At 68.9% G+C, this 19,209-nt stretch carries 14 protein-coding genes; 6 read left to right on the top strand and 8 right to left on the bottom strand.

What is annotated here, in order from left to right; genetic code table 11:
- Positions 1-92 precede the first annotated feature (92 nt).
- Positions 93-617: a DinB family protein gene (locus FHR37_RS09180; RefSeq protein ID WP_092883616.1), complete on the top strand. Its 525-nt coding sequence runs from the start codon at positions 93-95 to the stop codon at positions 615-617.
- A 31-nt stretch (positions 618-648) separates the two neighbouring features.
- Here FHR37_RS09180 and FHR37_RS09175 read toward each other — a convergent pair whose 3' ends face one another.
- The 4 genes from FHR37_RS09175 to FHR37_RS09160 all read right to left on the bottom strand — a co-directional run bounded on the left by FHR37_RS09175 (position 649) and on the right by FHR37_RS09160 (position 6,302).
- A complete protein-coding gene (locus tag FHR37_RS09175; protein ID WP_092883615.1) occupies positions 649-1,056 on the bottom strand; it encodes a VOC family protein in 408 nt (135 codons plus the stop codon).
- 86 nt (positions 1,057-1,142) lie between these two features.
- The gene (locus FHR37_RS09170; RefSeq protein ID WP_202818101.1) at positions 1,143-3,929 is read right to left on the bottom strand and encodes a glycoside hydrolase family 2 protein; all 2,787 of its coding nucleotides are present in this window, start codon (positions 3,927-3,929) and stop codon (positions 1,143-1,145) included.
- Entirely contained in the window at positions 3,899-6,082 is a 2,184-nt protein-coding gene (locus tag FHR37_RS09165) for an MGH1-like glycoside hydrolase domain-containing protein (RefSeq protein WP_092883614.1), read from the bottom strand. Before FHR37_RS09165 ends, FHR37_RS09170 begins: the two co-directional genes overlap by 31 nt.
- A 7-nt stretch (positions 6,083-6,089) precedes the next feature.
- Positions 6,090-6,302, bottom strand: a complete 213-nt coding sequence (locus tag FHR37_RS09160; protein ID WP_092883613.1) for an ABC transporter permease family protein — start codon at positions 6,300-6,302, stop codon at positions 6,090-6,092.
- 208 nt (positions 6,303-6,510) lie between these two features.
- Between FHR37_RS09160 and FHR37_RS09155 the strand changes: the two genes are divergently transcribed.
- The 3 genes from FHR37_RS09155 (at position 6,511) to FHR37_RS33020 (ending at position 9,551) form a co-directional block, all read left to right on the top strand.
- A complete protein-coding gene (locus FHR37_RS09155; RefSeq protein WP_202818100.1) occupies positions 6,511-7,560 on the top strand; it encodes a LacI family DNA-binding transcriptional regulator in 1,050 nt (349 codons plus the stop codon).
- A 101-nt stretch (positions 7,561-7,661) separates the two neighbouring features.
- The gene (locus FHR37_RS33025) at positions 7,662-8,771 is read left to right on the top strand and encodes a glycoside hydrolase family 127 protein (RefSeq protein ID WP_202818099.1); all 1,110 of its coding nucleotides are present in this window, start codon (positions 7,662-7,664) and stop codon (positions 8,769-8,771) included.
- Positions 8,772-8,840: 69 nt separating this feature from the next.
- Positions 8,841-9,551, top strand: a complete 711-nt coding sequence (locus FHR37_RS33020) for a hypothetical protein (RefSeq protein ID WP_330831778.1) — start codon at positions 8,841-8,843, stop codon at positions 9,549-9,551.
- A gap of 3 nt (positions 9,552-9,554) precedes the next feature.
- Here the strand turns inward: FHR37_RS33020 and FHR37_RS09145 are convergent, their stop codons facing one another.
- Complete coding sequence (locus FHR37_RS09145) at positions 9,555-10,325, bottom strand: DUF2267 domain-containing protein (RefSeq protein WP_092883612.1); 771 nt, start codon at positions 10,323-10,325, stop codon at positions 9,555-9,557.
- A gap of 122 nt (positions 10,326-10,447) precedes the next feature.
- On the opposite strand from FHR37_RS09145, the gene FHR37_RS09140 reads away from it, so the two are divergent.
- A complete protein-coding gene (locus FHR37_RS09140; protein ID WP_202818098.1) occupies positions 10,448-11,080 on the top strand; it encodes a GAP family protein in 633 nt (210 codons plus the stop codon).
- 19 nt (positions 11,081-11,099) lie between these two features.
- Here the strand turns inward: FHR37_RS09140 and FHR37_RS09135 are convergent, their stop codons facing one another.
- On the bottom strand, positions 11,100-12,047 hold the full coding sequence (locus FHR37_RS09135; protein WP_175542524.1) for an ice-binding family protein: 948 nt from the start codon (positions 12,045-12,047) through the stop codon (positions 11,100-11,102).
- A 34-nt stretch (positions 12,048-12,081) separates the two neighbouring features.
- Between FHR37_RS09135 and FHR37_RS33015 the strand changes: the two genes are divergently transcribed.
- The gene (locus tag FHR37_RS33015; protein ID WP_175542523.1) at positions 12,082-12,258 is read left to right on the top strand and encodes a hypothetical protein; all 177 of its coding nucleotides are present in this window, start codon (positions 12,082-12,084) and stop codon (positions 12,256-12,258) included.
- 219 nt (positions 12,259-12,477) lie between these two features.
- Here the strand turns inward: FHR37_RS33015 and FHR37_RS09125 are convergent, their stop codons facing one another.
- Positions 12,478-16,308 carry a DUF4082 domain-containing protein gene (locus FHR37_RS09125; RefSeq protein WP_179770990.1) on the bottom strand — a complete coding sequence of 1,277 codons (3,831 nt, stop codon included), beginning with the start codon at positions 16,306-16,308 and terminating at the stop codon, positions 12,478-12,480.
- Between the two features lie 351 nt (positions 16,309-16,659).
- Positions 16,660-18,633 carry a DUF4082 domain-containing protein gene (locus FHR37_RS09120; RefSeq protein WP_179770989.1) on the bottom strand — a complete coding sequence of 658 codons (1,974 nt, stop codon included), beginning with the start codon at positions 18,631-18,633 and terminating at the stop codon, positions 16,660-16,662.
- Positions 18,634-19,209: the final 576 nt, after the last annotated feature.

Here is a 19,209-nt window from a genome sequence, read left to right as displayed (position 1 = left end):
CGTTATCCCCCCGGTCCCCCAGCCGAGCCCGCGCGGGCCCCGGACGGGGCTCGCTCGGCGCCCCGGCGAGATCATCAGTACGCTCGGCCGCCATGACCTCCTCCCCTCCCCGGGCCAGGCCCCCACACGTCGCCGACGAGCGCACCCAGCTGATGGGCTGGTACGACCTCCAGCGGGCGATCGTCCACTACAAGTGCGAGGGCCTGGGGCACGACGACCTGCACCGGTCGGTACTGCCGGACTCGCCCCTGATGACGGTGGCGGGCATCCTCTCCCACCTGCGCTGGGCCGAGCGGCGGTGGTTCGAGGTGGTCTTCGCCGGTGGACCGGCCGACCCCGGCGCGCCGCAGTTCGTCGACGACCCCGAGGAGGCGATGATCGTCGACCGGGCCGTGCCGCTGGACCAGCTGCTGGCGGAGTACGACCGGCAGTGCGCGGCGTCGAACGAGATCATCGCCGCGCACGCCCTCGACGACGTGGGCAGCCACCCCGACTTCGACGCCGCCCGGGCCACCTTGCGGTGGGTTGTGCTCCACATGCTCGAGGAGACCGCCCGCCACGCCGGTCACCTGGACACCATCCGCGAACTGCTGGACGGCGAGAAGGGCTACTACTGACCCTTCGCGGTCGGATCTGGAGGCGCAGTCGCTACAGGCAGAGACAGAACGGGTGGCCGTCCGGGTCCAGCAGCACGCGGTGCGTCTGCGACGGCTGGAAGTCGGCGAGCGTCGCACCGCACTCGACCGCCCACGCGACCGCGCTGTCCAGGTCGTCCACTCCCACGTCCAGATGCTGGGAGGCGACCTGTCCATCCTCGACGCTCGGCCAGGCCGGCCGACGATAGTGCGGGTCGTACTCGAAGTTCAGCGCCGGTTCGTTCACTCCCTCAGGTGAGCACACCAGTGCGTACCCGCCGTCCGGCGGATCTCCCGGCTTCGGCGGCTCCTCCCGGACGTAGGGCCACCCGAGCAGCGCGGAGTAGAACCGGGCCAGGATTCGCGGCCTGGCCGCGGCGATCGTGAGCGCACCCAGCTGCATACGCGCCGGCCTGCCCATCGGACCTCCCCGAGGTGTTTCCCGAGTGCTTCGAAGAGGTCCGACCATCCCGCAGGTACGTCCGCGGGCGCAAGGCAGGAGCCGGATCACACCTCCCGCAGGTAGCGCGCCCAGCGGCTGAGCAGGTAGGCCGCGCCGGTGTTGCGGGCGAGGCCGCGTGGCTGGTCACCGGCCGATCCCTCGAACCGCAGGGTCGACACGATCAGCCGGCCCGCCCCCCAGCGGAGCTCGGCGGCGTAGTCGTGCACCTGCGCCGTACGCGCGTCCACCCGGCGCAGGATCGGGCTCACCTCGGCGCCGGCTGGGATCGATCCCACATTCCAGTCCAGGGCGAGGTCGGTGGCACACCCGGCGAACTGCAGCGACACCGAGCCGTCGTGCGGGAAGTCGCCCCAGGCCGGATGCGGCTCGGGCACCTTCACGCCCTCCCGCCAGAACGGCACGGCGACCGTGCCGAACGGGCCGCCGGACGCGGCGTCGACCAGCAGTACCGCCCGCCCGCCGGAGCGCACGTGGTCGTCGAGTTCACCGCTCCACCGGGTGGCGATCGCCACCGCCGTGGAAGACAGCCCCGTGCCCGCCTCCGGCGCGAGCTTCGCCAGGTCGGCCAACCGGCCGCCCGGGTCGGCCAGCGTGAGTGCGCCGGCGTCGTCGAACGGCCGCGCCGGGAAGAACCACATCGGCCAGGAGTTGGCCGTCTCCTCCGTCGTACCTCTCGGGCCTGTCACACCCGGCGTACCCACCCGGGTTCGGTTGCGCACGACCGCCTGGCGCGGCCGGTCCACCGCCGGCGCGGTGAACTCCGCGACGGCCAGCTCGCCCACGGTGCCGGGCGAGCGAACGCCTGCCGGTGCGTACGTGCCATGTGCGAACGGCTCCTCGCCCTCGAAGCCGACAGACCACTCCCCCGTCACCACACCGGGATCGCGGCCGTGGTGGGCGAGCACGAGGTGCGCCCGGACCAGCGCGCCCTCGAGGTGGCACCACGGGTCGCCATAGGCCGGCCGGTCGCCGCCGGCCAGCCAGGTCCGCCGCCGGTCCCAGCCGAGCCCGACCACGAGGTTGTCGTTGAAGCCGCGGAACTCCTCCGCGTCCACCTTCAGCTCGCCGAGGTCGTCCCACAGCCCGGCGGTGCTGATCGGGGTGTCGCGTTCACCGGTGATGACGTAGCCCGACGTGTCGGCGCGCAGCCGCACCGTCTCCAGGGTCACCTTGCGGTGCAGCAACGCCTGCTTGCGGGAGATCTCCTCGAGCTGGTTTCCCCTGTCCCAGAAGCCGTTCGCGCGCAGTCTGGGCTCGTGCAGGTGGGAGTCGTACTGCCAGCGAGCGCCCTGGGGGTTGACCTCCGGGTCGTCGCTGAGCCACCACGGCCGCGGGCCGGCCGCGTCCAGCCGGCGCAGGTCGCGGAAGGTGTCCAGGTCGCAGAACTCCCCGAACAGCCAGGGCTTCGGCTCCCGGAACCCGGGCGCGAAGTGTTCCAGCGTCTCCCGGAAGTGCTGCAGCTCGCAGTACAGATGGTGGTCGTAGAAGTCGGCGTACTCGGTGAGCAGTCCGCCGTACGCCTCACCGGATCCGCTGTTGTCCCGGACGAGCGCGTCGCCGACCAGGCCCTTCACCTTCGCGTAGAGCGGCCCGAGCACGTCGTCGCCGACCACCGCGCTCAGCTCACAGCCCAGGGTGTAGAGCACGACGGACGGGTGCGTACGCGCCGCCCGGACGAGGCGTTCGGCCTCGGTGTCGAGCTGGCCGCGGAAGTGCTCGGTGGGATGCGGCAGCCACATCGGCAGCTCGACCCAGATCAGCATGCCGAGCTCGTCGGCGAGGTCGAAGTAGTAGTCGGGCGGGAACCACAGGCAGAGCTTGACGCCGTTGAAGCCCAGCCGGCGCAGCTCCAGCAGGTCCGCGCGCACGCGGTCGGGTCCGGGGTTGGCGTACAGGACGTCGGGATTCCAGCCCCAGGACAGGATCATCCGCGGGTACACCGGCGCGTCGTTGAGCAGCAGGCGGGCACCGTCGGCGGCGACCGTCCGCAGCCCGATCCGGACGGTCCGTTCGTCCGACGGCGCGACGTCGATGTCCGAGCCGTCGGCCCCGGCGTCGGCCCTTGCGTTGGTGAGGAGCCGGACGCGCACGGTGTAAAGGTCGGGTTGCTCCGGCGACCACGGCCGGGGGCTCGGCAGCCGCAGGTCGAACCGCGCGGCGGGGTTGCCCTCCCCGTCGCCTGGACTACCAGCCTCGCGGACGTCCTCGGCCACCACGGCACCGTCCGGGTCGGTCACCGTCAAGGCGACCTTGCTTCCGGGCCACTCACCGGACAGCGAGGTCTCCACAGACAGCGCACCGTCGGGCGTTCCCGTCGCGTGCACGTCGCCGAACACCACCGGTCCGGTCACCACGAGGGACGCGTCCTGCCAGATGCCGCCGTGGACATGACCCCAGACGTACGGCAGGAAACCCACCAGCGTCTCCCGGGTGGGATAGCTGCCGGGCACCGGTGGCGCGTCCGGCCCGCCGGTGAGGCTGGCGGGCTTCTCGGCCCGGACCCGCAGCGTGCTCCGCGCGCCAGGTTGCACCGCTGCGGTGACCTCCACGTCGAACGCGTCCCACATGCCGACGTGCTCGCCCACCGGCTGCTCGTCGACGTACACCGTGCAGGCGTAGCTCACCGCGCCGAACCGCAGCCGGAGCCGCTCTCCCGGCCCGAGGTCGGGGACGTCGAAGCTCACGCGGTAGTCGACCGGGCCGGGGTCGTCCTTGGCGATGCCGGTGTCCTCCCAGCATCCCGGCACCTGCACCGGGTGCCAGTCGGCCATGCCGGCCCGGCGTACCTGCCAGCCGTCGCTCAGCCGCTGGTGAGTTCGTGCCAGTCCCATCGAGCCTCCTCGCCCCAGGTGAGCTTCGTCAACCGGTCATTGACACTGACCTCGACGCCGTCCGCCGTGGGCTCCAGCCGAACGTGCACGGGGGTGTCCCGCACGGTCAGCCTGACGCCGTACGTCCGCCCCGGCACGCGCAGGTCGGCCGGGAGGTTGGGACGGATCCGTAAGCCGGCGGCCTCCGGGCGCAGGCCCACGAGCGTGCCCAGCAACAGATGCGTGGTGAACGCGCCCCAGCCGTACCCCTCGCCGCCACAGCGGCCCGACAACGGCCAGTACTCACACGCCACACCCGGCAGGGTGCGGCCCGGCTCATGCCGGCGCGCGTCCCAGAAGCCGTACGCCCGGTCCACCACTCCCCCGGCCACCCGGGCCGCGGTGTCGTACTCGCCCGCCGCCTCGGCCGCGTCCACCGCGGTCCAGGCGAACATCGGCCACACGGTCGTGTCCGGGTCGGCCGCGCGCACCGTCTCGCGCAGGGCCTCGGCCCGGTCGGCGCCGGCCTGGCCGAGGGCCAGCGGCGCCAACAGCATCACGTCGTCGACCTCGGTGGCCCGCCCGGTGCGCGCGTCCACGTCGGCGTACCGCTCACCGGTCCACAGCCGGTCGGTGCGTTCGGCGAACTCGGTGGCCAGACCCTGCCACCGGTGCACGTCCTCGTCCCGGCCGAGCACGCCGGCCAGGTCCGCCATCGTCGCGGCGGCGTCGGCGAACGTCGCCTGCAGGTCGACCGGGCGGACGGACCAGGCGGGATGCCCGCCGCCGAGCGGCTGGTCGCCGAACCGCGGCGAGAGGTCCTGGCCGGACTCCCAGCTGCACGCGTGCACCAGCCAGCCGTCGGCGTCTCGCCGGTGGGCGAGCCACCAGTCCAGGTAGGCCGCCATCGGCGGGTAGATCCGGGCCAGCCAGGCCTCGTCCGGGTGGGCGGCGAACAGGTGGCGGACGACCGGCCACGGGTAACCCCACTGCGGTCCGGTGCCGCACACCGACCCGTCCGCGGACACCATGTTGTACGTGCCGTCCTCCCGCGAGCACGGGACGTTGGCCAGCGGTGCGTCCGCGAACACGCCGAGCAGCAACTCCTGGGCCAGCCTCGGATCGGCGTACGACAACAGCAGCGCGTCGATCGCCGCCTCGCCCAGCACCACTCGCGGCGCCTGGATCTGCATGCCGTCCCACACGTGGTGGTAGATCCCGACCGGAGGTTTCACCATCATCCGCAGGGTTTCCAGGTCGTAGACCAGACCCCGTCGCCAATGCGCCGGCCAGTCACCGGTCAGCCTCGGCGCCCGCGACCAGAACGCGCCGTCGGAGCGGACCCGGGTGCCCCGCACCCGGGCGGCGATGTCCCGCGCGTCGGCCAACCGGTCGGCGGCCTCGTCCGCGGTGCGGCCGCGGGAGAGCAGCACGAGGAGCTCGTGCCGTCCTGCCGCCGGGACAGTGACGACCGCCGACAGCGTGACCTCCTGCCCTGGTTCGCCCAGCACCGTCACCGGCTCCGCAAGCCCACCTTGCGTGCCGTCGGCGGTCCACCGGTCGGCCTCCGCGCTGTCCGCGGTGACTCCGGCGACGAGCTCGGGCAGGCCGGCCGCGGCCCCCAAGCCGTCGCCGTCCGCCGGCACGACCGTCAGCGCGAACGCCTCACCATCCTCGAATCCCTGCAGGACAACGAGATCTCCGTCCCGGCGGCCCACCAGGCCGGACTCGCCCCAGCCGTGGTCGGCGCCGACGAGCCGGGTGTAGTCCACCCGGACGGTCGTGTGCCGTCGCGAGGTCACGTCGACGAACGCCGCCACGACGTCCGAGCCCACGACCACGAACTCGGCCTCGAAGTGGGCCGGCCCACGCTCGGCCACGAACCGCACCAGGTCCTTGGAGTGGTAGGGCGACGCCACGTCGTCGAAGTCGGCCAGGGCCAGCGCGCCGTCCATCCCGACGCGGACGCTGGTGCGGTAGGTCTCCCGCCGGCCGCCGTAGGACGTCGCCAGCGCCGGGAAGTGCCACCCGAAGCCGACGTCGCGTGACCGCAGCACACCCTTCGGGGTCAGCCGTCGGGTGTGCTCGGGCACGTCGAGATAGCCGTACGGCGTGTAGTCGTCGAGCGGGAACGAACCCCGTGTCCCCTGTGTTCCCGGTGTCCCCTGGGTCATCGCGATCTCATCCCTTCACGCCGGACAGTGCGATCCCGGCCACGAAGTAGCGTTGCGCGAACACGTACACGAGCAGCACCGGCAGCAGCACCACGACCGAGGCGGCCATCATCAGCGGCCAGTTCGGCTGCTGGAACGCCGACGAACTCGCGTGGAAGTACGCCAGGCCGAGCTCGAGCGTACGGTGCTCCTCGTCCCGGGACACCAGCAGCGGCCACAACAGGTGACGCTAGACCGCCAGCCGAACGCGCGTCAACGGTTCAACAAGCGGGAAACCTGTTTCTCACATAGTGCGCAACCAGCTGTCCACCCAGTGCCAGCAGGCTATCTCACCCGGTCGTAGGCCTTGCCAGCATGGCGTTCCGGCGTGCATGCTCATGGCGCGACCATCGACTAACCGTTTTCTCACCCGCGCAACCGGAGGAGCCGTGGCCCCGACCATCCGCGACATCGCCCGCGTCGCCGGCGTCTCCGTCGCCACCGCGTCGAAGGGCCTCAACGGCAAGGGCCGGATGCGACCGGAGACCCGGGAACGCATCGTCCAGACGGCCCGCGACCTGGGTTTCCGGCCCAACCGCAACGCCCGGTCGCTCACCAGCGGCCGCACCTACACGGTCGGGTTGCTCACCCGCAACGGCTACGGCCGATTCACCCCCGCGCTCCTCGGCGGGGTCGAGGACGCGCTGTCCGCGGACACCTGCAGCCTGCTGCTGTGCGACGCCCGCCGGGACGCCGTACGCGAACGCCACTACATCGACGCGCTCACCGCCCGGCGCGTGGACGGGCTGATCGTGACCGGCCGGGAGACCGACCAGGCACCCAGGGTGGGACGCGACCTGCCGTTCCCGGTCGTCTACGCCTACACCGTGTCCGCGGACCCGGCCGACACCAGCGTCACCGTCGACGACGAGCACGGCGGCCGGCTGGCGGTCCGCCAGTTGACGCGGTACGGCTGCCGGCGGATCGCCCACCTGACCGGGCCGCCCTCCTACGCCGCGGTCCGCGACCGGGTCGCCGGAGCCCGGGCGGCGCTGGCGGAGGAGGGCCTGGACCTGCCCGACTCGCGCGTGGTCTACGGGCCGTTCAGCGAGGAGATGGGTTTCACCCACGTACGCCGGTTGCTCGAACGCGATCCGGAGATCGACGGGATCTTCTGCGGGAACGACCAGATCGCCCGCGGCGCCGCAGACGGCCTCGCCGCCCTGGGCCGGCGCGTGCCCGACGACGTGGCCCTGGTCGGCTTCGACAACTGGACCCTGCTCGCGGCCTCGACCAGGCCGGCCCTCGCGTCGGTGGACATGAACCTCTACCGCCTCGGCCGGGTCGTCGGGGAGACGCTGCTCGCGTCGATCGACGGCACGGTGTCGCCCGGGGTCAGCCGGCTGCCGTGCTCGATCGCCGTCCGCGCGTCCTGCCCCGCCTCCACCGGCGACGACCCGGTGTGGGCGAGCGACGCACCGCTGGTTCCCGACGCCTGAACGGGTGCGACGAGCGACGCCCCGCTGGTTCCCGACGCCTGATCGCACTCCCCTACACGCCTCACGCACGCCCGATTGCCGCCGACCCACGGAGTACCCCTATGACCGCCGAGACCTCCAGCCCGCACACCCCAGTCGTCGACACCACCCACAGCCCGTACGCCCGGCTGCGCCCGGTCGGTGTGGGCGACGTCGAGGTGCGGGACGCCTTCTGGCAACCCCGCCTTGACAGGAACCGCGTACAGACGATTCCGGCCCAGCACGAGCAGTGCGAGACGACCGGTGCGCTGACGAACTTCCGCCGGGCGGCCGGGAACGCGCCGGACGAGCCCTTCCACGGCATGTACTACTCCGACTCCGACGTCTACAAGTGGGCCGAGGCCGCGTCCTGGAGCCTGGCGTCGACCGACGACCGCGTGGTGGCCGAGCGGCTGGCCGACGTGATCGGGCTGTTCGAGGCCGCCCAGGACGACGACGGCTATCTGAACACCTACTTCTCGGTGGACCGGGTGGCCGAGCGCTGGACGGATCTTGTCGTACGCCACGAGATGTACTGCGTCGGGCACCTAACCCAGGCCGCCGTCGCGCACTTTCGTGCCACCGGCAGCCGGGCCCTGCTCGACGTGGCCGAACGCGCCTGTGGCCACATCGAGGCGCGGTTCGCACCCGGACAGGTGCCCGGCACCTGCGGGCACCCGTGCCTGGAGATGGCCCTGGTCGAGCTGTACCGCGCCACCCGTGACGAGCGCTGGCTGCGGCTCGCGGTGTGGCAGCTGGACTCCCGTGGTGTGGGCGTCCTGGGCGGTAGCGAGTACCTCCTCGACCATGCCCGCCTGCGCGACCAGTCGTCGGTCACCGGGCACGCGGTGCGCGCGCTCTATCTCTACGCCGCGGCCGCCGATGTCGTACTGGAGAACGGCGACGAGGAGCTGGCCGCGGTCGTGGACCGGCTGTGGGCGGACCTGTCCGGGCACAAGACGGCCGTCACCGGAGGCGTGGGCGCGCGCTGGGACGGTGAGGCGTTCGGTGACGCGTACGAGCTTCCGGACCGGGCGTACAACGAAACCTGTGCCGCCATCGCGCACATCTTCCTTGCCTGGCGGCTGTTGCTGCGCACCGGCGACGGGGCCTACCGCGACGCGATGGAGACCGCTCTCCACAACGGTGTGCTGCCCGGGCTCTCCCAGTCGGGCACCGAGTTCTTCTACTAGAACCCGCTCGCCGACGAGGGCCGGCACCGCCGCTCGCCGTGGTTCACGTGCGCCTGCTGCCCGCCGAACATCGCCCGGCTGCTCGCCTCGCTGCCGGGCTACGTCTACACCACGTCCGACGAGGGCCTGTGGGTCCAGCTGTACGTCGGAAACTCTGCCCGGGTGACACTGCCCGGCGGCGGCTCGGTCGGGGTGGAGCTCACCTGCGGGCTGCCCTGGGACGGCACTGTCAACCTGCGCCTGACACCCGCGGAGCCGCGGGAGTTCAGCGTGTTCCTGCCGGTGCCCGGCTGGGCGGGCGAGGTGACCGTCCGGGTCGGCGAGGAGGAGGTCACTCCCGAACGCCGTTCCGGCTACCTCGTGCTCACCCGCACCTGGCAGCCCGGTGACGAAGTACGCCTGGACTTCGCCATGCCCGTACGCCTGATCGGCACGCACCCGCGGGTGGCGGCCGGGCACCAGCGGGTGGCACTCACGCGGGGACCGCTCGTCTACTGCATCGAACAGGCCGACCACGCCGACGTCGCGGTGGCAGACCTGCGCGTCGCGGGTGACGAGATCTGGCGGCCGGAGTTCGCCGCGGACCTGCTCGGCGGGGTGGTCACGTTGCGCACCACCGCCGGCGCGCTGAAGGTGACCGGCGACGAGCCGTTGCACCGGCCGTACGTCCCGGCCGAACAGCCGCCGAGCGTGCCTGCCGAGATCACCGCCGTGCCCTACTACGCGTGGGCCAACCGGGAGGCCGGGCCGATGCGGGTGTTCCTCCCGCTGCTGCCCTGAACCTCACGACGTCGCGGTCCGGGCCCAGAGCACCCTGTGGTCCGGCGGCAGGTGCACGCCGCGGTCGAAGAACTCCTCGCCCACCGTCTCGCGTACGACCATGAACACCGCTCGGGCGTGCTCCAGCGCCTGGTCCGGTGGTGCGCCGTCGCGTTCGGCCATCAGGGCGAGGAGCTCGGCGAGGGACATCCGCCGGCCGGGGCCGGGGTTGTGCCGCAGGCCCCGGCGCACCGGCTCGTGCAACGCGACCGGAAGCCGGCCCACCAGGTGGTTGGCCTCGCCCACCGAGACCCGCTCGGCCAGCGTTTCGAGTACGGCGTCGATCGCCCGGCGGGCCCTCTGCTCGTCCAGGCCGGTGCGCTCGGCCACCTTCGCCACGATCTCCGGCGCCGGAACCACCGGCGGACGGCCCGGGAGCAGACACGCGTAGTCCTTGGGCAGTTGAGCGACCAGGTTGGCGAACTCGCGATCTCCGAGAGCCTCGGCGAGCGCGCTGAAGACCGCCTCGGCGTCGCGTTCGGCGGGTTCTGGGGTGGTTCCCTCCCGCTCGGCCACCCTGCGCAGGAAATCGTCCACGTCGAAGCGCTCGGCCGGACCTTCGGTGTTCACCATCGGGCCCAGCTGCGCCGGCAACACGCTTGCCAGCTCCTGGGCCTTCTGCTGGGAGACACGCTCGGCCAGCGTCTGCAGGGTCGCCGTGGTGGCGCGTTCGGCGCCGTCCCGGCCGAGACCGCCCGCAGCGTCCACGACGGTGAGAAACCGCTCATATTCCATGGGGATCTCTCCGACCTGTGGTGCGTTGTCGTTCTCTCGACTTTACGCGCCGTCGCCCGATGCAAGAGTAGGACTGGAGCGGCGCCAGACCGCCGTACCGAGCGTGGAGGGAGTCCTCCCCCGTGCGTGATCTCCTCACCATCCTGCCGCTCGCGATCGTCATGGTCGCCGGCCCACAGATCATCAGCGCGGTGTTCCTCGCCACCAACCCGCGGTGGGGGCGCTGCTCGCTCGCCTATGTGTTCGGGGCGGCGCTGTCCATCACCGCCGTGTGCACGGTCGCCTACCTCGCGGCGAGCGTGGTCCGGAAACTGGTGGGCGCCTCCGCGCCCGAATCGTCGCGTCGCTGGTTCTACGTGGTGATCTTCCTTCTTCTGCTGTACGCGATGGTGTACGTCTTCCTGCATCGCAAACGCCCGGATCCGCCCGCATGGATGGGAAAGCTGCAGGAGGCGAACGTGAAGTTCGCGTTCGTGCTGGGTTTCTTGCTGCTGGGCTTCTTCCCCAGCGACCTCGTGACGTCGCTGACCGTCGGGCTCAAACTCGCCACCGACGCGAGGCCGTGGTGGCACATGCTGCCGTTCATCGGCCTGTCCCTGCTGTTGCTCGGGTTGCCGGCCCTGTGCGTGCTGGCGCTGGGCGAACGCGGTCGCCGGGCGCTGCCGCGCCTACGGGACTGGATGAACAACAACTCCTGGATCATCAGCGAGGCGGTGATCGTGTTGTTCATCGTCCTCACCGTCCAGAACCTGTGAGGACCCGCGGGGTGACACGTCAGCCGGCCGAGACGACCTGGACCACCTTGGTCGACGTGCTCGGCGCCAAGGTGATGATCGCCTCGTTGTTGGGACTGGGACCGCCGAGATACTCGGCGGTTATCGCATGCTCCCCCAGGGACAGCGCCGACGTCTTGAACGTGGCCGTTCCGGAGGCGTTGAGCAGGTCTGATCCGATGATCGTGGCGCCGTCCTTGAAAACGACCTCACCCTGGGGCTGGGGGCCGACGACGACTGGCATCACGGTGGCGACGAAGGTGACCGCCTCATCCGGCCGCGACGGGTTCGGCGACGCGGTCAGCGTTGTGGTCGTGGGCGGATTGTTCGGCAGCGAGATGTGAGTGCTCAGCGAACTTGCGTCGGTGTTCATCCGCACGCTCTCCGACAGCGCCACGAGGCGGCCGAAGGTCACGGCGCCGGCCGACACCTCCACGTCCCCCTGCGCCAGCACGTTCGCCTGGAAGGTGACCCACTGGCCAAGTGTCGCCGACCCGGTGAGGACGAAGTAGACGTTGTCGATCTGGGCGCCCCGGACCAGGGTGATGTTGCTTACCTGTGCCGCTTCCAGGTCGGTGGCCCGGAACACGAAGATCGCGTCCGGGTCACGCTGCCCGTCGAGCGTGAGGGTCCCGTTGATGGTGAAGGCGCCTCCCGGTGTGGTGTAGATGCCGGGACCCTTGGTGGTGCCGCCCAGTTCCGTGGGCACCGTCGCGACCGGACCCCTCGAGGACAGGTCGTCGTAGACCGCAACGAAGTCGTCCCGGGCACTGGCGGCGAGGGCGTCACCGGCGTGTACGTCCCCGTCCAACACCAGACCAGGCGGGAACCCGACGACGGCTTCGCCGGGGCTGACCCCGAGGTTTCCGGCTACCGTCGTGTCGGTGTTCTCGTTGATGACGGACCTGCCCGCGAACACCGCGAAGGAAGCGCCGTCGCCGAGGTCCACCGAACCCGCGCCCGGAGTGGGATTCGCACGTGGCGTGGGGATCGCACGTGGCGTGGGGTTACTGGGTGGACCGGTATTCGTCGGCGGAGTGGTGTTCGAGGGCGGGGCGGGGCGCTCGGCACCTGCGGCATTCGTGGCACCGGTGATGTTCGGGCTGCAGGCGACGACCAGGGCGGCGATGGCCACGGCCAGGGACGCGGCGACACCGTGACGGACATTCTTTCGCGGCCGCGGTCTCCGGCCTGGATCGAGCACGGTGCGATCCGAATCGAACATGCTGTTCACCTGGGCAAGCTCGTGTGAATCCCCGCATGTCGCCGGCGGATGCCGGGCCAGTGGCGTTCATGCAGAGGATGCACGGTTGGCAACTACTGGTGGTCGTCGTGGGTGGCTCGAGCGCTCCAAGAGCACGGATCGACGCTCATCGTCATCATGGGCTGACGTTGACCGTGATGGCGTCCGGCGTCGCCGTCTGCAGATTTCCGGAGTCGTCGACGGCCCGGACTCTCAGCGTGAACGTCCCGATCGAGTCCGGGGTCCATGTGTACTGCCAGTTCTCCATGCCTTGAGCAGTCAGCCAGGTCGCACCGTTGTCGAGGGATATCTCCACCGCACCCACCACGCCACCCGGGTCACTCGCCGTCCCCTGTATCAGCGTGGGAGTTCCCACGGTTGCAGCGGTGATGGAACCGCTCGGTGGGCTGGTGAAGACCGAGGTCGGGGGCGTCGTGTCACCGGAGGCGGTGGCGGGAACCAGTCCCGGCTGTAACGTGGCCGGTTGCGCCTTCATGTCGGCGAGCAGATTCACGGTGGCCTGCTGGACCCTGATGTCCGGCGGCGTGCCCGGGAGATCGTGGTTGGCATCGAGTCCCCACGCCCACTGGACGGTACCCGAGCCGAACACCAGCGCACCGCTGCCGGCTCGGTAGAGCGTCAGACTGTGCGTCGCCGTACCCGAACCATATGATGCGCCGTAGCTACTGCTGATCATGTACTTGGATGTGGCGTCTCCGGGGATGAAGAAGGTCGACTGCGAGTACCTGACCAATCCGGGCGGGGCGTTGCTGTCAGGCGCCTCGTCCCATTCGTACCCCAGGTATCCCTGCGGGAAGGTGGCGGTCTGTCCCGGTGAAAGGTTTGCCACGGAGGTGTTTCGCCACAGTCGAAGCTGGCCGAAGCTGTACGGGACTTCCAGGGGGTGGTCGCCGATGACCCTGAAGAACGTGCCGGTCACCGCATTCTGCGGACGACCACCGTCTGACGGAGGGGAAAACCGCGGGTCCTGCCAGGTGCCGGTCCACTCGGCGCTCGGATCGATCTTCGCGTTGTTGGCAGTTTCCTTGTAGCACACGAGGGTCCGGTACGGCGTCGTGTCGATCGAGTTCTCCCATCGGGTCTTCCAGAAAATCTCGTTACCGGACAGGAAAATGAGATTCACACCGGCGTCCCTGGCATTCTCGACGGCGCTTCTCATCTCGTTCGACCAGTACTCGTCATGGCCGGACGAGATGAACGTCTTGTGCTCCAATATCTCCGCACCCCGGGTCGCGGTGTCGATTTCGGTGGTGTAGCTGACGTCGTAGCCGTTGGCCTCCAGCCATCGGATCAGCGGGTACTCGGAGGCGAAGAACCAGCTCTGCACGGAGCCGTTGCAGCAACCGCTGCCCCTGGTGGTGAACGGCCGGTTGTAGCTGACCTTGTACGCCCTGCCGGCCGGGAGTTCGCCGGCGTAGAGACTGTATCCGCCGTACTTGTTGTACGCCTGCCAGGTGGCATCCGAGGTCTGCACCAGAACGTCGGAGCCACCGGAGTCGTCGCGGACGACGAAGATGATCTGATTCGACCCTGCTGTCGCGTCCTCCCGGACGAGCTTGGCGATATAGACTCCCGAGACGGCATCTGCAGGCACCGCCCACGAGGCGGACTCGCTCCAGTTCGCGCAGTCGACGAGCCCGACCGAGATGTCCGTAATGCAGGCTGGTTGTACTTGTGGAAGCGGCGCGGAAGGCCGGATGGTGGTTATCTTGCGCGCACCGTCGCCGTCGTAGTAACCGATCCGATAGATGTCGAGGCGATAGGCCGGCGAATCGGTGTCGACCTTGAATCGAACGGTCTCTCCCTTGTTCACACTCATCTGAGTGGCATAGCCCTGGATGTTGGTGCTCCCGGCCCCGGAGATGTCCCATTCGCTGGGCGGGCTACCCGGTTTACTATTCTCCACGCAGATCTCGGAGTTCGGCGGACACAGATCTGCCTTGAAAACGACGTCCACCCAGTAGTTGGTGGACTGGTAGGACGCGGTCGGGAAGGCCGACGTGGTCGTGTACCTGTAGACGCCGTTCGCTCCGGCGGGCGCGGTGAGCGAGCCGCTTACACGCGGACTGGTGAAGTAACTTCGGTTGGTCGCGTAGCCGCCGTTCGGTGCCAGATAGGATGCGACATAGGTTGTGTTGGCAGTGATCGTCACCGGTGTGGAGAAGTCGACCTGCTGCCAGCCGGTGGCCGTCTCGTTCGTGAAGGTGGCAGTGGCCAACCGTGTCCCCGTCGACGACCACAGGTCCGCCGTGTGCGTCCCGGTGTTGGCAGGCCCCTTGTAGAACCGGACACCGTTGATCGTCCCGCCGACGGAGGAGGAGAACTTGACCCCTACCTCCACAGAGCTACGGTCCGCCTGCGAAGCCGTCTCCGGAACCGTCGACGTGGTCCACAGGCTGCTGGTCGTCGGAGCCGGCGTGAACACGACGTCGACCCAGTAGTTGGTGGACCTCAACGACGCGACGGGGAAGATCGAGGAATCGGCGTATCTGAAGACGCCGTTGCCACCTTGCGGGCCCCCGTCGATGGGTGCGGACAGCGGCGCGTTGGCGTACGGATTGCTGAAGTAGTTCAGGCTGGTGGCGTACCCGCCGTTGGGCGCGAAGTAGGAGGCGACATAGGTCTGCTTGGCTCTGATCGTCACCGCTGCGGAGAAGTTGACCTGCTGCCACCCCTGGGCCGTCTCGTTCGTGAAAGTGGCAGTGGCCAGCCGCGCCCCCGCCAACGACCACAGGCTCGCCGTGTGCGTCCCGGTGTTGGCCGGCCCCTTGTAGAACCGGATACCGCTGATCGTCCCGCCGACGGACGAGGAGAACTTGACCCCCACCTCCAAGGACGCGGTATCGGCCGCCGAAGCCGTGTCCGGAACCGTCGAGGCATCCCACAAACTGTCGGTCGGCGTGGCCGGTGTGAAGACGACGTCGACCCAGTAGTTGGTGGCCTGGTAGGACGCGCTCGGGAAGGCCGACGACTTCGTGTACCTGTAGACGCCGTTTGCTCCTGCGGGCGCGGTGAGCGAACCGTTGACACGCGGACTGGTGAAGTAGTTCCGGTTGACCGCATAGCCGCCGGTTGGTGCCAGATAGGAAGCGACATAGGTCGTGTTGGCGTTGATCGCCACCGGCGTGGAGAAGTCGACCTGCTGCCAGCCGGTGGCCGTCTCGTTCGTGAAGGTGGCAGTGGCCAACCGGGTCCCCGTCGACGACCACAGGTTCGCCGTGTGCGTCCCGGTGTTGGTCGGCCCCTTGTAGAACCGGATGCTGTTGATCGTCCCGCCGACGGACGAGGAGAACTTGACCCCGACCTCCACGGAGCTGGTGTCCGCCGCCGACGCCGTGTCCGGAACCGTCGACGAATCCCACAAACTGTAGGTCGGAACAGGCGTCGGCACGAACACGACGTCGACCCAGTAGTTGGTGGCCTGGTAGGACGCGGTGGGGAACTTCGACGAACTCGTGTAGACAAAGACTCCGTTGCCACCCTGCGCGCCCCCGTCGATGGCTGCGGTCAGCGGTCCGTTGACGAAGGGACTGGTGAAGTAGCTTCGGTTGACCGCGTACCCGCCGTTCGGTGCCAGATAGGAAGCGACATAGGTCGTGTTGGCGTTGATCGCCACCGGCGTGGAGAAGTCGACCTGCTGCCAGCCGGTGGCCGTCTCGTTCGTGAAGGTGGCAGTGGCCAACCGGGTCCCCGTCGACGACCACAGGTCCGCCGTGTGCGTGCCGGTGTTGGTCGGCCCCTTGTAGAACCGGATACTGTTGATCGTCCCGCTCACGGACGAGGAGAACTTGACCCCCACCTCCACAGAGCTGGTATCCGGTGCCGACGGTGTGGCCGGAACCGTCGACGGATCCCACAAACTGAAAGTGGTGCTGGTGGCTCGCGTAGCCGCCGCGGGGTCTGCCTGCTTCGCGGTCACCGCAGACATCGACGGTTTCACGGTCACCGCAGATTTTGCGGGGCTCGCGGTCGGTGCGGGTTTTGACGGTTGCGCGGTCGCCAGAGGTTTTGACGGTTGCGCAGTTACCGCGCTTTTCGGCGTGTGTGGAGGGGCCATCGCCGAAAGAGACGTGCTGACAAGAAGCACTCCTCCGAGCATGTACTGCAATATTCGGCGAACCGGTAGGCTTCTGGTCACTAAGCCACTCTAAAAAGAAGGCCTTGGACAAGCCGGAGATTCCGGTGAATACGGACCGCTTTGTTCGGTGTGTCGACAACCACGGATTGAAAAATCCCAAGTCATGAGAGGCTTTTCCCGCACACGTCTTTTCTGTGTGATCGGCGGGACGTGCCAGCCTCAGCCGAGCTCGAAGGCGACGTCGACCCAGTAGTTGCTGGACTGGTAGGTGCTGGTCGGGAAGCTGTTGGCAGACCCGTATCTGTACACACCGTTGCCACCGCGCACTCCGCCGTCCACGGGTGCAGTCAGAGGTGGGCTCACGAAGTCGATCGTGAAGTACGGACGATTGACCGAGTAGAACCCCGACGTCGTGTGGTACGACGCGACGTAGGTCGTGTCGGCGGAGATGGCGACGGGCGAGGAGAAGTCGGCCTGCTGCCAGCCGCTGGCCGTCTCGTTCGAGCTGACCGCCGAGGCGAGCAGCTGACCGCTCGCGGTCCACAGGCTGACGGTGTGGGTACCGGTGTTCAGCGCTCCCTTGTAGAAGCGAATGCCGGTGACCGTACCGGCCGAGGCGGAGAAGAACTTCACGCCCACGGTGACCGCATTCGCATCCGGATGCGACGGCGTTGCCGGCACGGTGGTGTTCTGCCACAGGGTGCTGGACGGGACGAACGCGACGTCGACCCAGTAGTTGCTGGCCTGGAACGTGTTCGTGGGGAACGTGTTCGTAGCACCGTACGCGTAAACACCGTTACCGCCCTGCGCACCACCGTCCGCGGGTGCCGTCAGCGGTCCATTTCTCTGTGGCACGGTGAAGTACGGACGATTGACCGAGTAGAACCCGGACGTCGTGTGGTACGACGCGAGGTAGGTCGTGTTGGCGGAGATGGCGACGGGCGAGGAGAAGTCGGCCTGCTGCCAGCCGCTTCCCGTCTCGTTCGAGCTGACCGACGAGGCGAGCAACCGGCCGTCGGTGGTCCACAGGCTCACCGTGTGAGTGCCTGTGTTCAGCGCGCCCTTGTAGAAGCGAATGCCGGCGACCTTACCCCCGGTGGCGGAGAAGAACTTCACGCCCACGGTGACCGCACGCGGGTCCGGGTACGACTCGACGGACGGTGCCGGGAGGCCGGTGAAGAGGCTTACCTGAACCACCTCGGTGACGTCGGGCGAGGCGCTCGGCGCGAAGTGGATGAACTCCTCGCCGGCGAAGGTGTTGCCGCCCAGGTAGACGGCGGTCAGCCGATGCCGCGCCGGAGGAAGGTTCGACGTGGTGAAGACGGCGACGCCGGAACTGTCAACGAAGTCCCTGCCGAGGATCGTGTCGCCCTCCCGAAAGGCGACCTCACCCTGCGGGATGACGGTGCGATCGACCGCCCGTACGGTGGCGGTGAAGGTGACCTGCTGTCCACTGGTCGCGGGGTTTGGCGACACGTCCAGCGTCGTGGTCGTCTGCGGGTCGTTCGGTAGCGTGACCCGCGTCCCCAACAGGTTGGTCGTGCCCTGGAAGATCACGTAGTCGGTGAGGGCGAAGACACGGCCGTAAACCGCCGCGCCGCTGGAGACAGTGACTCTGCTCTGCGCGAGCACGTTGCCGTAGAAGGTGGACTGGGCGCCCAGGATGGCGGAGGCGGTGAGCTGGAAGAACACGTTGTTCGCCTGAGCACCGTTGATCAGGTTGATGTTGCTGACATCTGCAGTGGCGAGGTTCTGGGCCTGGAAGATGAAGGTCGCGTCTGGATCCGCCTGCGCGTCGAGGGTGAGCGTCCCCGTGATGGTGAAGATGCTGCCGCTGGTGGTGTAGACGCCGGGCCTCCTGGTTGTGCCGCCGAGCTCCGAGGCCACGCTGGTCGCCGGGCCCTGGGCCGTCAGGGCGCCGGAGGCGGCGAGCAGGTCGGTCCGCGCGGCTGCAGCTACCGCGTCACCGGCGTGGATCGTGCCGTTGACAACCTGGCCGGGCGGGAAGCCGACAACCGTGTTACCCGGGCTCACCCCCAGGTCGCCGGTCACTATGGACAAGTTGGTGCTGTTCACCGAGGTTCCGGCCAGTACCGCGAAGCTTTTGGCGTTTCCGAGGTCCACCGGTGCCGCGCTGGCAGGAGAGGGCGTTGCCGCGATCCAGCCGGCGCCGAGGATTGTTGCCAGGACCATGGCGATCCTGCGGCGGCGGGGTGACGCATCTTGGTCGCGCGAGATGCCACCGGGCTTTGTCATGTCACACCTCTTTGTTCGGGCACCACCGAGCGCACAGTCCACGAGACCGGAGGTCCGCCACCCGCATGCGTTCCGCAATGGGCACTGCCGCCCCGGAGCGCCGCCGGTGCCACCCCGGGTATCTGCACGGCTTCAGACTGCTTGAAATGTCCTGCTCACCTGTTACGGTCTTTCCCGATTTTTCCCCTCCGGCCGGGAGTGTGGCATGAGGGTATGCCAATCCCTGGTGGGAGTCTTTGTTCTGCGCTTGGGATCCCCCCGGCGGGTCGGCTACCCGTCGTCGGCCGACGACGTACTGGTTGGGGCCCTGCGAGCTATGACGTAGAAGTGGTTGTTCATGGGTACGCCGGGGACCCGCGCGAGCAGCTTGGCCGCGCTTGTACGTGAGCGCGGAAGCCAGCGCCCACGCAAGTCGCCAAGCTCTGTCGCGCTCGACGCCTACAGGTTCGAAACCAGAGCGCGCCAGTTGCTGTCGCAGAGGCTTCCAGGTGAACAGGCTGACACACCGGACAG

The organism is Actinopolymorpha cephalotaxi, assembly GCF_013408535.1.
Lineage (GTDB): Bacteria > Actinomycetota > Actinomycetes > Propionibacteriales > Actinopolymorphaceae > Actinopolymorpha > Actinopolymorpha cephalotaxi.
Note: the sequence above shows the minus strand (reverse complement) of the source record. Positions and strands in the feature narration are given on the sequence as shown.